Origin of the sequence: Blastococcus goldschmidtiae (assembly GCF_031845325.1) — a bacterium.
In the GTDB taxonomy this organism is placed as follows: domain Bacteria; phylum Actinomycetota; class Actinomycetes; order Mycobacteriales; family Geodermatophilaceae; genus Blastococcus; species Blastococcus goldschmidtiae.
Genome location: NZ_JAVREI010000012.1, coordinates 31,448 through 45,273, shown reverse-complemented (window position 1 = coordinate 45,273; position 13,826 = coordinate 31,448). Strand labels below are relative to the sequence as shown.

17 protein-coding genes are annotated in these 13,826 nt (G+C 75.5%); 8 read left to right on the top strand and 9 right to left on the bottom strand.

The window, feature by feature from the left end; translation table 11 throughout:
* Nucleotides 1-2: 2 nt before the first annotated feature.
* The gene (locus RM425_RS15635) at nt 3-845 is read left to right on the top strand and encodes a glycerophosphodiester phosphodiesterase (protein WP_311346142.1); all 843 of its coding nucleotides are present in this window, start codon (nt 3-5) and stop codon (nt 843-845) included.
* A gap of 44 nt (nt 846-889) precedes the next feature.
* Here the strand turns inward: RM425_RS15635 and RM425_RS15630 are convergent, their stop codons facing one another.
* Both RM425_RS15630 and RM425_RS15625 read right to left on the bottom strand, forming a co-directional pair.
* Nucleotides 890-1,555: an HAD family hydrolase gene (locus RM425_RS15630; protein ID WP_311346141.1), complete on the bottom strand. Its 666-nt coding sequence runs from the start codon at nt 1,553-1,555 to the stop codon at nt 890-892.
* Nucleotides 1,556-1,584: 29 nt separating this feature from the next.
* Nucleotides 1,585-2,694 (bottom strand): NDMA-dependent alcohol dehydrogenase, encoded by a 1,110-nt coding sequence (locus RM425_RS15625; RefSeq protein WP_311346140.1) that lies wholly within the window; start codon nt 2,692-2,694, stop codon nt 1,585-1,587.
* A gap of 116 nt (nt 2,695-2,810) precedes the next feature.
* Here RM425_RS15625 and RM425_RS15620 point away from each other — a divergent pair, with 116 nt between their 5' ends.
* Complete coding sequence (locus RM425_RS15620) at nt 2,811-3,308, top strand: DUF5946 family protein (protein WP_311346139.1); 498 nt, start codon at nt 2,811-2,813, stop codon at nt 3,306-3,308.
* A gap of 10 nt (nt 3,309-3,318) precedes the next feature.
* Entirely contained in the window at nt 3,319-4,023 is a 705-nt protein-coding gene (locus tag RM425_RS15615) for a TetR/AcrR family transcriptional regulator (protein ID WP_311346138.1), read from the top strand.
* Between the two features lie 16 nt (nt 4,024-4,039).
* Here RM425_RS15615 and RM425_RS15610 read toward each other — a convergent pair whose 3' ends face one another.
* The 5 genes from RM425_RS15610 to RM425_RS15590 all read right to left on the bottom strand — a co-directional run bounded on the left by RM425_RS15610 (nt 4,040) and on the right by RM425_RS15590 (nt 7,542).
* Nucleotides 4,040-4,636: a TetR-like C-terminal domain-containing protein gene (locus RM425_RS15610; protein ID WP_311346137.1), complete on the bottom strand. Its 597-nt coding sequence runs from the start codon at nt 4,634-4,636 to the stop codon at nt 4,040-4,042.
* 133 nt (nt 4,637-4,769) lie between these two features.
* Entirely contained in the window at nt 4,770-5,102 is a 333-nt protein-coding gene (locus tag RM425_RS15605; RefSeq protein ID WP_311346136.1) for a hypothetical protein, read from the bottom strand.
* A 10-nt stretch (nt 5,103-5,112) separates the two neighbouring features.
* Complete coding sequence (locus RM425_RS15600) at nt 5,113-6,018, bottom strand: 1,4-dihydroxy-2-naphthoyl-CoA synthase (RefSeq protein WP_311346135.1); 906 nt, start codon at nt 6,016-6,018, stop codon at nt 5,113-5,115.
* A gap of 43 nt (nt 6,019-6,061) precedes the next feature.
* On the bottom strand, nt 6,062-6,973 hold the full coding sequence (locus RM425_RS15595; RefSeq protein WP_311346134.1) for a hypothetical protein: 912 nt from the start codon (nt 6,971-6,973) through the stop codon (nt 6,062-6,064).
* 62 nt (nt 6,974-7,035) lie between these two features.
* Nucleotides 7,036-7,542, bottom strand: a complete 507-nt coding sequence (locus RM425_RS15590) for an NUDIX hydrolase (protein WP_311346133.1) — start codon at nt 7,540-7,542, stop codon at nt 7,036-7,038.
* A gap of 94 nt (nt 7,543-7,636) precedes the next feature.
* Here RM425_RS15590 and RM425_RS15585 point away from each other — a divergent pair, with 94 nt between their 5' ends.
* From RM425_RS15585 to RM425_RS21680, 5 genes are all read left to right on the top strand, one after another.
* Entirely contained in the window at nt 7,637-8,095 is a 459-nt protein-coding gene (locus RM425_RS15585; protein ID WP_311346132.1) for a MaoC family dehydratase, read from the top strand.
* Nucleotides 8,096-8,153: 58 nt separating this feature from the next.
* Nucleotides 8,154-8,726 carry an LOG family protein gene (locus RM425_RS15580; protein ID WP_311346131.1) on the top strand — a complete coding sequence of 191 codons (573 nt, stop codon included), beginning with the start codon at nt 8,154-8,156 and terminating at the stop codon, nt 8,724-8,726.
* Nucleotides 8,727-8,777: 51 nt separating this feature from the next.
* Complete coding sequence (locus RM425_RS15575) at nt 8,778-9,893, top strand: NAD(P)/FAD-dependent oxidoreductase (RefSeq protein WP_311346130.1); 1,116 nt, start codon at nt 8,778-8,780, stop codon at nt 9,891-9,893.
* Nucleotides 9,894-9,974: 81 nt separating this feature from the next.
* A complete protein-coding gene (locus RM425_RS15570) occupies nt 9,975-10,787 on the top strand; it encodes a PH domain-containing protein (RefSeq protein WP_311346129.1) in 813 nt (270 codons plus the stop codon).
* 9 nt (nt 10,788-10,796) lie between these two features.
* Nucleotides 10,797-10,874 carry an SHOCT domain-containing protein gene (locus RM425_RS21680; protein WP_396137062.1) on the top strand — a complete coding sequence of 26 codons (78 nt, stop codon included), beginning with the start codon at nt 10,797-10,799 and terminating at the stop codon, nt 10,872-10,874.
* A 728-nt stretch (nt 10,875-11,602) separates the two neighbouring features.
* Here RM425_RS21680 and RM425_RS15565 read toward each other — a convergent pair.
* Both RM425_RS15565 and RM425_RS15560 read right to left on the bottom strand, forming a co-directional pair.
* Nucleotides 11,603-12,325, bottom strand: a complete 723-nt coding sequence (locus RM425_RS15565) for a GerMN domain-containing protein (RefSeq protein ID WP_311346128.1) — start codon at nt 12,323-12,325, stop codon at nt 11,603-11,605.
* On the bottom strand, nt 12,322-13,695 hold the full coding sequence (locus RM425_RS15560) for a sensor histidine kinase (RefSeq protein ID WP_311346127.1): 1,374 nt from the start codon (nt 13,693-13,695) through the stop codon (nt 12,322-12,324). Before RM425_RS15560 ends, RM425_RS15565 begins: the two co-directional genes overlap by 4 nt.
* Nucleotides 13,696-13,826 lie beyond the last annotated feature (131 nt).

Sequence of the window (13,826 nt, the reverse complement as noted above, 5' to 3'; positions counted from 1 at the left end):
CGGTGACCGCCGTCGAGGTCGTCGCCCACCGCGGCGCGACCGCCGAAGCCCCCGAGCACACGCTCGCGGCCTACCGCCAGGCGGCCGCCGTCGGTGCCGACGCCGTCGAGTGCGACGTCCGCCTGACCCGTGACGGCGTGCTCGTCTGCGTGCACGACCGGCGGGTGCGCCGCACCTCCAACGGGCGCGGCATCGTCTCGGCCCTGCACCTGGCCGAGCTCGAGCAGTTCCAGTTCGGTGCCCGCCGCCCCCGGGGCCGGCAGCGCTGGGCCGACGACGAGATCGTGTCGGTGACCGACGAGCCGGACGTCGAGAACGGGCTGGTGCTCACCCTGGACCGGCTGCTCGAGTACATCACCGCGACGCCGGGCTCCCTGCGGCTGGCCATCGAGACCAAGCACCCGACCCGGCACAGCCGCAAGGTCGAGGAGGCGCTGGTCGGGTCCCTGCGCCGGTACGGGCTGCTCGGCAACGGGCGCCCGGTCGAGTGGGCCGGCCGCCCCGCCGTCCGGATGATGAGCTTCTCCCAGCTCGCCGTCCGCCGGATGACCGAGCTCGCGCCCGGCGTGCCCACGGTGCAGCTGATCGGCAAGCGGCTGCGGGCCGTCCGGCGGGAGCTGCTGCTGGGCAACGCGACGGCGATGGGCCCGGGGATCGGGCTGATCCGCGCGGACCCCGGCTTCGTGGCCGACGCGCACGCGGCCGGCAAGGAGATCCACGTCTGGACGGTGAACCGGCCCGGCGACATGGACCTGGTGCACCGGCTCGGGGTGGACGCCGTCATCACCGACCACCCCGACGAGCTGCTGCGTCGTCTCGGCCGCGGGAACTCCGCCGCCTCCTGAGCCGGGCCGGCCGGGTCGGGGCCGCCGGGCCCGTGCCGGGCGGCTCAGCGCAGGTCGAGGTCGTCCAGGGCTGCCACGAGATCGGCCGGGGTGTCGTACACGGCGACGGCGCCGGCGTCGCGCAGCTCGTCGTCGCCGAAGCCGCCCGAGCGGACGACGACCGCCGGCATCCCCGCGTTCTTCGCCGCCTCGACGTCGTAGACCGAATCGCCGACGACGACGCTCGGGGCGTCCACCGGCTCCCCCAGCTTCGTCAGCGCCACCTGCAGCAGGTCCGGCGCGGGCTTGGTGTTCTCGACGTCGTCGCTGGTGGTCCACGCGTCGGCCAGGTCGCGTGCCTCCAGCAGGTCCAGCGCGCGGTCGACGTGGTGCGGCTTGCCCGAGCTGGCCAGCACGACGCGGTGCCCTCGGTCCTTGAGCGCCACGATCAGCTCCCGGGCGCCCGGCAGCAGCGCCGTCTCACCCATCATCGGGTCGACCTCCTCGACCCAGCGCTCGCGGGCGGCCTCGCCGATCCGGCGCTCGACGTCGTCCCCGCCGAGCGCGGCCACGAGCTGGTCACCGCCCATCCCGATCAGCCGGTGGATGCGCCAGATCGGGAACGTCTCCCCCTGCGACCGGAAGGCCCGGTACCAGGCGAGCGCGTGCTGGTAGTTGGTGTCGACGAGGGTGCCGTCGACGTCGAGGACGGCGATGCGCGGAGAACTCATGCGCCCGGGCTGCCCAGCCGGCGCCGCTTTCAGTCGGCGTGCACGAGCAGGCCGCGGACGATCTCGCCGGCCGCCTGGTCGCGGTACCCCTGGTTGAGCTCGTCGAGGGAGTACCGGCGGGTGATGAGCCGGTCGAGCTCCAGCCGGCCCTCCTCGTGCATCTGGAGCAGCCGGGGGATGTCGGTGCGCGGGTTGCACGAGCCGTACAGCGAACCCTGGATCCGCTGCTCGTACACCGTGGCCATCGGCCCGTTGAGGGCGAGCCTGCCGTCCTTGTTCTCGTCGGGCAGCGCGGTGAGCACCAGCGTCCCGGCCTTGCCCAGGCACGACATGGCCCCGGCGTAGGACTCGGGGGTCAGCTTCCCGACGGTGAGGACGACGACGTCGGCACCCGTGCCGCGGGACAGGCTGCGGGCGAGGTCGGCTGCCTCGTCGGCGCCGGCCACCGTGCGGGTCGCCCCGAGGGACTCGGCGAACTCGCGCTTCATGGCCACCGGGTCGACGCCGATGACGTGCAGCGCGCCGGCGTGCACCGCGCCCTGCACCGCGTTGACGCCCACGCCACCGAGCCCGACCACGACGACGGTGTCCCCGGGCCGCACCCCGCCCGAGTAGACGGCCGAACCCCATCCGGTGGGCACGCTGCAGGCGAGCAGCGCCGCGGTGTCCAGCGCCACCGAGGGGTCGATCCGCACGCAGGAGAACTCGCTGAGCACGGAGTGCCGGGCGAAGGCCCCGACCATGCAGAAGCCGCCCAGCGGCTCGCCGTCCAGCCGGAAGGGGAACGTCCCCGACGGGAGCTGCCCGGTGCCGATGGTGGCGCCCTTGTCGCACAGGTTGGACTTCCCGCGGGCGCAGTACCGGCAGTGCCCGCAGGCCGGCAGGAAGCTGGTGATCACGTGGTCGCCCGGCGCCACGGAGGTGACGCCCGCCCCCACGGCCTGCACGACGCCGGAGCCCTCGTGCCCGCCGACGATGGGGCGCACCCCGGGGCCGTGGCGGAGGTGCTCGTCGGAGTGGCACATGCCGGCGAAGGCCATCTCGACCAGCACCTCGCCCGGACCGGGGTCGACCAGGTCCAGCTCGACGATCTCCCAGTCGGCCTCCGGCTCCCGCATCACCGCTGCTCTGGTCCGCACTCCACCACTCCTCGGGTCCCGCCTCGCACGTGGCGCCCATCCTGCACGCACGGCGTCCCCCTCGCCGGACCCCGTCCGTACCGCGCACGGCTCCCCGGTACGGCACCATCGCGCGGGTGCCCGCCGCTCCGCTCCCCGAGCCCGCCCCCGCGACCGAGGCGTGCCCCGGCTGCGGCGCCGTCCTGGCACCGGTGGACGGCGACGTCGCGGCGCACCCCGGCGCCTCGCCGTCGTGCACCCGGCTGTTCGACGTGACCCTGCGGGGCCCGCGCGAGGAGGCCTCCGCCGACGCCGGTGCGGTGGCGACGGCCCGGCTCGCCGATGCCGCCTACGACGCCCAGCACCCGGTCGCCGCCGAACCGGCACGGCTGTCGGCCGCGCTGGCGCAGCTGGGCACCGCGCTGGGCGCGGCCGCCCCCACCCGCCCGTCCGGGCCACCCTCCGCGTGGACGACGACGATCGCCGATGTCGCCGCCGACCTGGACGTCATCGACCTGGACGTGCTGGTCGACTCGTGGGCGCGGGCCGTGTTCGCGGACTGGGCCGCAGCAGGTGCGCCGGAAAGAGATACGGATCGCCTCGGTAACGATGCGCCGAGTACTTTCGGTGGCTAGCATTGACACAGTGAGTGATCTTGTCGACCGTCGCGCGCAGAAGAAGGCCCTGACGCGGGAGCTGGTCCGCACCACCGCGCACCGCCTGTTCGCCTCGCGGGGGTTCGACGCCGTCACCATCGCCGACGTCGCACGCGAGGCCGACGTCGCCGTCCAGACGGTGTTCAACCACTTCGCCAGCAAGGAAGACCTCTTCTTCGACGGCCGCGTGCCGTGGGTGGAGGGCGTGGCGGACGCGGTGCGCCACCGCGCGCCCGGCGTCGGCCCGCTGTCGGCCCTGCGCGCCCACCTGCTGGAGTTCATGGCCGGCCAGCTCAGCTCGCTCGACGGCCCCGAGGAGCGCTGCTACCGGGCCACCCTCGACGCCTCGGACACGCTGCGCACCTTCGAGCGGAAGCTGGTCTTCGAGGCCGAGCACCGGCTGTCCGACGCCCTGCTGGCCGCCTGGCAGGACCCCGAGGACGGCGGCGAGCGCGCGCCGCTGGACCCGGTGATCTCTGCTCCGCTGACCGCCGCGATCTGGCTGGCCGCGGTGCGCGTGCTCATCGTGGAGAACCGGGTACGCGTGGCCCAGGGGATGGCGCCGGCCGAGGTCGCCGCCACCGTCGAGGTGCTGGGCGACCGGCTGCTGGCCCACATGCAGGCCGGCTCCGGCACCTTCCACGGGATGATCACGCCGGCCCGGGAGCTGCCCGGGGACCGTCAGGCCGGCTGACCGGCCGGCCCGGGCGTCAGACGGCGACGCGCAGGTCCTCGGGCTCCACCAGCGGGCAGAGCACCTCGTCGACCACCCGTTCCACCTGCTCGGCGAGCATCGCGCCGTCACCCGCAGCGGTGAAGCGCTGCCACCAGAACGCCTCGAGCACCGAGTAGAGCAGGGCCAGCCGGTCGGCGTCGATCTGCTCGCCCCGCGCCTCCGCCCGCTCGCCGATGGCGGTCACCGCCTGGGCCAGCGGCTGCACCAGCGCCTCCTCCAGGCCCGCGCGCAGCTGCGAGTCGTAGCGTGCGGCGCCCACGATGCTGGCCGCGGCGCGCTCCTCGCGGTCCAGCGGGGTCGTCCACCGGTCGGCGAGCGCCCGCAGGTCGCCGCGCATCGAGCCGGTGCCCTCCGGCGTCGCGACCAGGCGGAAGCGGCCCACCGCCGCGTGGGCCAGCGCGGCCATCGTCGGCCAACGGCGGTAGATGCCGGCCTTGCCGGCGTGGGCGCGGGCCGCGACGCGGTCGCTGTTCAGCCGGCCCCAGCCCTCCTCGGCCAGGATCTCGACGGCCACCGCCAGGAGCTGCTCGGACAACTCGGCGCTCAGCGGGCGCCCCGGGGTACCGGTCACGTGAGGCCTCCGCGGTGGCTGATCGTCTGCACCGCGACATACTGGCCCCGTCGGTGGAATCACCACAATGACCTCGAGCGCGCCTCTTACCGGCCGTTTCGGTCCCGCCACCGCGGCCGGCCCACGCCCCGCGTCAGGCGCCGGCGGCGGGCTGCACCTGCACGCGGATGCTCGCGCCGTCGTCGGACAGCCGGCCCTCGCTCCGGGCCCGCGCGACCATCTCGTCCCACTGCGCGGTCCAGTCGGCCGCGGTGGCCCGCGGCTCGGCGGCGGCGCGCAGGGCCGCGGCATCCAGCTGCGCGGTGCCGGCGTCCTGCATCCGGCCGAGACCGGAGCGCTCCAGGACCTCGGCGGCCTCCTCGTCGGTGACCTGACCCAGCGCCAGGACGCACCGGCTCAGGTCGTCGATGTCGACCACCCGCGCCTCGGGGCGCTCGTCGGCGCCCGTGACCACCTCGACGATCATGTTCTCCTCCTCAGACGTGCCAGGGGAACCGGGTGAAGTCCGGGTCGCGCTTCTCCAGGAAGGCGTCCCGGCCCTCGACGGCCTCCTCGGCCATGTAGGCCAGCCGGGTGGTCTCGCCGGCGAACAGCTGCTGGCCGACCAGCCCGTCGTCGATCAGGTTGAACGAGTACTTGAGCATCCGCTGGGCGGTGGGGCTCTTGGCGACGATCTTCTTCCCCCACTCCAGGGCGGTGGCCTCCAGTTCCGCGTGGGGGACGACGCGGTTCACCATGCCCATGGCGTGCGCGTCAGCGGCCGAGTACTCCTCGCCGAGGAAGAAGATCTCGCGGGCGAACTTCTGCCCGACCTGCCGGGCGAGGTAGGCCGAGCCGAACCCGCCGTCGAAGCTGCCGACGTCGGCGTCGGTCTGCTTGAACCGGGCGTGCTCGGCACTGGCCAGGGTCAGGTCGGACACCACGTGCAGGCTGTGCCCGCCGCCGGCCGCCCAGCCGGGGACGACGCAGATGACGACCTTGGGCATGAACCGGATCAGCCGCTGCGCCTCGAGGATGTGCAGCCGCCCCAGTCCTCCCCCGCCCGCGCCATCCCCTCCCGCGTGCTCGTAGCCGTACTTGCCGCGCACCCGCTGATCACCGCCGGAGCAGAACGCCCAGCCGCCGTCCTTGGGGCTGGGGCCGTTGCCGGTGAGGAGCACGCAGCCGACGTCGGTGGACAGCCGGGCGTGCTCGAGCGCGGTGATCAGCTCGTCGACCGACTGCGGGCGGAAGGCGTTGCGCACCTCGGGCCGGTCGAAGGCGATGCGGACGACGCCGGCGTCGACGGCCCGGTGGTAGGTGATGTCGGCGAAGTCGAACCCGTCGACCGGCCGCCACGCGGAGCTGTCGAAGGTCTCGGAGACGTCGTCGCGGGCGCTCATGCAGCGAACCTAACCCGGCGCCGCACCGGCGCGAACGGGCGCCTCACCGGCCGAGCAGCCCGCCCACGAGGCGCGACAGGCTCACCAGCACGCCGTCGACGACCGTGCAGGGGCAGGAGGCGCCCTCGGCGTCGGTCGCGGGCTCGGTCGGCTTCGGCGCGGGCTGCTGCGGCTGCGGCTTGGGCTGCGGCTGCTCCTGGACCGGTGGGGGCGGGGGCGGCGCCGGCTTGCTCGGCGGGGGGTTGCCGGGCGCCGGGTTGCTGGGCGGCGGGTTGCTGGGCTGGTTGCTGGGCGGCGGGTTCGCCGCCGGCCGGTTCGGCGCCGGCGCGGGCTTGCTCGGCAGGACCTCGATCGGCCGGGTGCCGGGCTGCTCCGCCGGACGGCCCGCCTGCGGCGCGGGACGGCCCGCAGGCGGGGCGGCGCCCGGCGTGCCGCCGTTCGTGCCCGCGGTCCAGCCCGCCCCGCCGTTCCCGCCCCCCGCGGATCCCGGAGCGCCACCCGACGAGCCGGGGCGCGAGGCGGCTTCCCGCGGGGCACCGACGGCGGCCGCCGGGTCCAGCGCCGGCACCTCGGGAGCGGAGGGGACCGGTCCGTCCGGAGCCGTGCCGGCGACCGGGGCGGCGCCACCGTCGCCGTCACCGTCGCCGTCGCCGGTGCCGTCCGACGCGTCCGCCGGGTTCCCGTCCCCACCGGACCCGGAGCCGGTGCCGCCCGCGCCCGTGCCGGGATCGGTGTCGGGACCGGTGAAGACCTCGGCCTCCTGGCCGGCGCTCTCCGGCGAGGTGGTGGACCGCACGATGGCCACAGGCGCCGCGACCAGCAGCGCGGCGCACAGCAACGAGAGCAGCAGCAGGGCCCGGGCGTAGGCCCTCCTCGACCTGCCGCCGGAGGAGGCCGTGGCGCCGGCGGCGCGCGCGACCGGCGGCGCGGGCTCGGGTGCGGCGTGGCGCGACAAGGACGGCTCCTGGGGAATGCGGGACGGGGGCCTGCGGGGCACCTGCCCACACCTTCCCCGCCCTACTCCTCCGTCCGGCGTGTTCCCCCGGGATGCGGTACCGCCGCGACCAGCAGCGGGCGCAGCCGGTCCAGCGACGCCGCCAGTCCCGGATGCAGGTCGACGGCGGACAGCTCGGCGACCGGCCACCAGGCCACGCCGTCGCTCTCGCCGTCCAGGCGCAGCTCGCGCGGGTCGATCGGCCGCGCCGGGCGCGCCAGGACGGTGGTGTAGGCCCAGCCGCCGTGGTCGTCGACCGACCGGGCGCCCAGGACGACGTCGTCGGGAGTCAGCCCCAGCTCCTCCTGCACCTCGCGCAGCGCGCCGACGTGCGCCGGCTCGCCGGCGTGCAGCGCGCCGCCGGGCGTGCCCCAGGTGCCGCCGTGGTGCGACCACAGGGCGCGGTGCTGCAGCAGCACCTCCGGGCCGGCAGCGCCGTCGCGGTGCAGGAACAGACCGGCCGCGCCCGCCCGGCCCCAGTGCTTGTGCCCCAGGGCGCAGGAGGTCCAGCCGTCGGTGGACGAGAACACGAGCCCAGTGAACCCCACCGCGCCGGGCCGCTCCGGGTGAACACGTAGGTTCCAGGGGGACAACGCCCGCGCGCCCCCGACGGAGGACCTCTCGATGAGCACCACCACGACCATGGCCGAGCTGCCCGGACTCGTCGGCACGGAGCTGGGCACCAGCGAGTGGTACGAGGTGACGCAGGAGCACGTGAACCTCTTCGCCGACGCCACCGGCGACCACCAGTGGATCCACGTCGACCCGGAGCGCGCCACGAAGGAGAGCCCCTTCGGCGGCCCGATCGCCCACGGCTACCTGACGCTGTCGCTGCTGGTGCCGCTGTTCGGCGGGGTGCTGCGGGTGACCGACACGGTGATGGGCGTGAACTACGGGCTGAACAAGGTCCGCTTCCCCTCCCCGGTCCCGGTGGGCGCCAAGGTGCGCCTGACCGCGACGCTGGCCGGCATCGAGGACATCGCCGGCGGCAAGCAGCTCACCTTCTCCTGCGTCATCGAGCGCGAGGGCGGTGACAAGCCGGTCTGCATCGCGGAGCCGGTGTACCGCTACTACGGCGGCTGAGGAAGGACCCCGTCCCCCTCGGGACGGGGTCGACGGCGACACGAAGGAGCCCGACCCCATGCGCGTCGCCGTCTTCACCGGCTCGCACACCGGACCGGCGGCGCACGCCGACGCGGCGGCCGCCTTCGCCACCGACCTGGCACGCGCCGGGGTCGGCATCGTCTACGGCGGCGGCAACGTCGGGCTGATGGGCGTCGTCGCCGATGCCGCCCTGGCCGCCGGTGGCGAGGTCATCGGCGTGATCCCGCAGCACCTGGTGGACGACGAGGTCGCGCACGCCGGCCTGCCGCGGCTGGAGATCGTGCAGACGATGCACGAGCGCAAGGCGGTCATGGCCGGGCTGTCGGATGCGTTCGTCGCGCTGCCCGGCGCCGCGGGCACCCTCGAGGAGCTGTTCGAGGCCTGGACCTGGGGCATGCTCGGGCTGCACGCCAAGCCGACGGCGCTGGTCGACGTCGACGGGTTCTGGCAGCCCCTGGTGGACCAGCTGCGCCGGATGGTCGACGACGGCTACCTCGACGCCGCCCGGCTGGACGCGCTCGGCGTGGTGCACGACGCCGCGGAGCTGCTGCGGTTCGTCGAGGGCTACGAGCACCCGGCGCGCAAGTGGACCGCCCCGTCGTCGTCCTGACCACGGACCCCGGCCGGGCGGTGACCGCGCCGACTGCCTAGCGTCGGTGCCGTGGAGCACTGGGACGTCGTCGTCGTGGGCGCCGGGCCGGCGGGCGCGGCCGCGGCACTGGCCGCCCGGCGGGCCGCTCCCGCCACCCGCGTGCTGCTCCTGGACCGGGCGGACTTCCCGCGCGACAAGGTGTGCGGCGACGGCATCGCCCCCGAGGCGCTCGACGTGCTGCAGCGCCTCGGCGTGGAGCCGGCCGCGCTCACCGACGGCTTCGCCCCCGTGCCCCGGCTCCGGCTGCGCTCCCCCGGCGGGGCCGCCGTGGAGCGGGCGATGCGCCGTCCCGCGCACGTGGTGCCGCGGAAGGTGCTGGACGCCCGGATCCTCGACGCCGCCGTCGCCGGCGGTGCGGAGCTGGGCCGGCACCAGGTGCGGCGGCTGACGGTGCACCCGGACCGCGTCGAGGTCGACGACGTGTGCACCGCGGGCGTGGTGATCGGTGCCGACGGCGCGGAGTCCGTCGTCCGCAGGGGGCTGGGGCTGGCACCCAACCGGCCCGACCGGATGGCGGTGGCCCTGCGTGGCTACGCACCGGAGCTCCCCGGGCAGCGCGGCGTGCAGGTCATCGCCACCACGGAGCAGCGCTGGCCGGCCTACGCGTGGTCGTTCCCACTCGGCGACGGCCGGGCCAACGTCGGCTACGGGGAGCTCGTCTCCGCCGGCGCGAGCCGGACCGCGCTGGTCGAGGGCCTGCACCGGCTGCTGCCCGGGGTCGAGCCCGAGGGGCTGCGCGCGCATCGTCTGCCGCTGTCCACCCAGCGGCCGCGGCAACCCGACGGGCGGGTGCTGCTGGCCGGCGACGCGGCGTCGCTGATCAATCCGCTGACCGGCGAGGGGATCTTCTACGCCGTCCTCTCGGGCGCGCTCGCCGGCGCGGCCGCGGTGTCCGGGCCCGCGGCCGGGCGGGCCTACCGGCAGGCGCTGCACCGGCGGCTGGGCCGGCACCTGCGGCACTCCTCGGCGGCCTCCCTGGTGAGCCGGTGGCCGCGGATCATGGACGCCGCCTTCCGGGCCGCCGCGACCGACCAGGGCGTCTTCGACGACGTCGTCGACCTGGGGCTGGCTGACGGCCGGTTGACCGCGCGCACGCTCAGCGCCGCCGCCCGCCGCCTCCGCTGACCTCCCGCGCCCGGAGGGGCTCCACGCAGGCCACCGCGCTGGCATCCTGTCGCCGCCCGTCCGTGACGACAGGAGACGACCATGGCCGACGCCGCCTGGCTGCCCGACCCCGCCGGCGCCCACGAGCTGCGCTACTGGAACGGCTCGGCCTGGACCGAGCACGTGTCCGACCAGGGGACGCAGGGACAGGACCCGCCTCCGTCGGAGCTGCCCGCACCGGCCGCCGCGATGGCTCCGCCACCCGTGCCCCCTCCCCCCGCAGCGGCGTCCCCGGGCCTGAAGCTGGGGTGGAAGGACCGCCTGAAGCAGGTCGCCGACCAGGGCAAGGCGATGGTTGAGCAGGGCAAGCAGAAGCTGGCCGAGCAGAACGCCAAGCGCACCGAGCAGTGGGCCAACGACCCGACCACGCTCTGGTTCGGCGAGAGCAGGAACGCCGCCACCAGCGCGACCGGCGTCGCCAAGGCCCGCTACCGGATCACCAAGGACCGGGTCTGGATCGAGAGCGGCCTGCTCGGCACCCGCACCGAGAGCGTGCCGCTGTGGTCGATCAAGGACATGGACGTCCGCCAGGCAGTCTGGCAGCGCGGCAACGACATCGGTGACGTCGTCCTGGTCCTGGAGGACGCCGCCTACGGAGCGAGCACCGACATGTTCGACCTGAGCAGGAACGTGGAGGGGACGACGACCGGCCAGGTCGTGCTGGACGACGTCGAGGGCCCGTACGCGGTGCTCGACCTGCTGGCGCCGCTGGTGAGCGAGGCGCGGTCGAAGAAGACGATGGAGCGGCAGTCGACCTACGTGCACAACATGACGCCGGGTGTGCCGTACGGGGCGACGGCTTCACAAGCCGCCCCGGCCCCCGCTCCGCCGCCGCAGATCGACATGGTCGAGTAGCTCAAGAAGCTGGGCGAGCTGCGCGACGCCGGCATCCTGACCGACGAGGAGTTCGCCGCCCAGAAGGCTAAGCTGCTGGCCGGCTGATGCCTCGGGCGTGGGCCCGCCCGGCCGGGTGCACGCTCAGCGGGGCAGCGGTGGACGCCGACATTCGGGCGGTCCCGTCATGGCCGGCCCGTGATCCGGGCAGTGGTCACGTACCGACCATCGAGCGTGGCGGGCGCTGGTGACGGCCTTCCCACCACTGTTCACCGACCGTTCCCCGACCGGTCGACGGGACACCCGCCGCCGGTTCTCGCGCGGCGACAGGCTTCCGGCGTGACCCAGGTCGAGGTCCCGAGGTCCACCCGTCTCCTCTCCCTCGCCGTCGTCGTCGCCGGCGCCACCGCCGAAGGGGTGCTCGTCCGCACCGGCGCGCGCCGGCGGCAGCGCCTGCAGATGTGCACCGCCGCCCGCGTGCTCACCGCCCTCGGCGCCCGCGTGCGCGTCGTCCCCTCGCCCGTCCCGTGGCCACGCACGGGTGGGTCGCTGGTGACCGGGCACGACGCCGGCTGGCTCGGCGACCTCGCCGTGCTCACCTCGGTGCCGCGCGCCCTCCCCGGCTGGGCGGAGCTCGCCGACCGGGTGCTGCCCTTCCCGGGCGCGGCAGCTCCGCCACCCGACGGCAGCCAGGTGCGCTGCCCCGTCACCGTGACCTGCCGGACGGCCGACGGTCCGCTGCGCCGGCTACCCCGGCGGCTCGACGAGGTGGCGGCGCTGCGCGGCCTGGTCATCGAGGCCTGGCTGCTGGCGCCCGTCGCCGCGGGCCCGGCCGGTCAGGACGGCGGAGCGGCCGGTTCGCCTCCGGGCGGTGCGTCGGCGGGCGGTGCGTCGGCGCCCGGTGCGTCCAGGGTCGCCGGCACCTCCGGCTGGGCCTCCGCGGATTCGGGAACCGCCGCGGGAGTCCGGAAGGCCGCGTAGTCCTCGGCGGTCAGCGGTCCGGCGGTCAGCTCCCCTGCGGGCAAGGGGGCCTCGATCGGCTCGCCGGCCAGCTCGAGCAGCACCGACTCCACGCCCGGGACGCTGGTCGCGGTCAGGACGAGCTGGGCGACGGCCCGCCGCCCGGCGACCCCGGCCGGCGCCTGCGCGAACGAGTCCAGGTCGATCGTCGCCGTGCCGCCCTCCAGGCCGGACACGCTGAGCCGGACCTCCGGCGGCAGCGACGTGGACAGCTGCTCGTCCCGCTCGCTCGGGGTCGGCCCGGCGGCCAGCTGATCGAGGAGGTAGGCCAGCCGCTCGCGGCGCGACGTCCCGCTCACCTCGCGCACGCGGGGCACGAGGGTGCCCTCCGTGGTCAGCCAGTGCACCCGCGACGTGTCGACCTTCGCCTCGGGGGGTGCCGTGGGCGTGGCCGTCGGGCTGGGTGCGGCCAGTCCGTAGGGCACGTCCGTCGGAGCGATCGTCGACGGCGGGCCGCCCGTCGGAACGCCGCACCCCGCGGCGACGGCGACCACCAGCCCGGCTGCCGCTGCCGCCCAGCCCGCACGCCGGCCGGTCACGTGGGCTCCCCCGGCAGCGAGAGGCAGAAGCGCGCCCCACCCTCCGGACCGTCGGCGACCCAGGCGGCGCCGCCGTGCCGCACCGCGGTCTCCGACACGATGGCCAGTCCCAGACCCGCGCCCGGCAGCGAGCGGCGCGCGGCCCCCGCCCCGCGGGCGAACCGCTCGAAGATCCGTTCCCGGTCCTCCACCGGTACGCCCGGCCCGGCGTCGTCCACGGACACCACGACGGTGCCGTCCAGCCGCTGGACGGTCAGCCGGCGCGATCCGCCGGCATGCCGGTCGGCGTTGTCGAGCAGGTTGCGCAGGGCCCGCTCCAGGCTGTTCTTGTTGCCTCGCACCACCGTCTCCTCGTCGGGGTCGCCGTCGAGCAGCTCGGGGGGCCGGCCGGTGACCGCGAGCACCTCACGGGCCAGTGCGGTCATGGACACCGGCCGGCTGGACTCGACGATCGCGTCGCCGTCCAGGCGGGCCAGCTCCAGCAGGTCGTCGAGCATCCGGCGGAACCGGCGCAGCTCCCCCTCCACCAGCGTCAGGGCCTGCCCTGCTCGTTGCGACAGCTCCTCGCGGCGGGCGCCGAGCACCTCGACGCTGGTGACCAGGCTGGTGAGCGGGCTGCGCAGCTCGTGGCTGACGTCGCCGACGAAGCGCGCGTCGCGCTCGATGCGGGCGCTCAGCGCGTCGACCATGCTGTTGAACCCCGCCACGATGGCGACCAGGTCGGGATCGTCGGTGGGCGGCAGCCGGGTGGCCAGCTCACCCCCGGCGATCCGCGTGGCCGCGACGGCGACCTGCTCGAGCGGCTGCACGGCCCGCCGGCTGGCCCACACGCCGACGCCCGCGCCCGCCGCGGTGGCCGCGACCGCCGACGCGGCCAGCACCGCCGACAGCGTCGCGAGCACCTGCCGCAGCTCGGTGAGCCGGCCGACGGCGTAGAACTCCACGCCCACGGAGCGCAGCGGCACCCCGACCACGAGCGCCGGCCCGTCGGGCGCGTCGATGCGCACGGTCCCGGCGGCGCCACCGGCCACGATGTCCTGCAGCTCCGTGGGGACGTCGCGGGCGCCCACGTCGAGGGTGGAGGAGTACCAGGAGTCACCGCTGCGCAGGACGACGTCGGCTCCCCCCGAGGGCACCAGCTCGGTCAGCAGCTCGCCGACGTCGGTGCCGGCGGTGGCCAGCCGGCTGTTGAGCACGTTCGCGTCGGCGAAGGCCTGGCGCGTGAGCGACGCCTCCCGCTGGTCGAGCAGGTAGCTGCGGGCCAGCAGGAACGTGGTGGTCACCAGCACGACCGACACCAGCAGGGTGACCGCGGCGAACCCGAGGACGATGCGCGCCCGGAGCCCGCGCGGCCCGAGCGCGAGCCTCACGATGCTTCCGCAGTGGCTCCGGCGGGCCGCTCCGCTCCTCGCTCCGGCGCCCAGGCCGCCTCCGCGGTCGATCCGCTCCTCGCTCGTTCCTCGCTGCGATGCTCCCTCCCTGTCGGCGGCCGCCTCGCTGC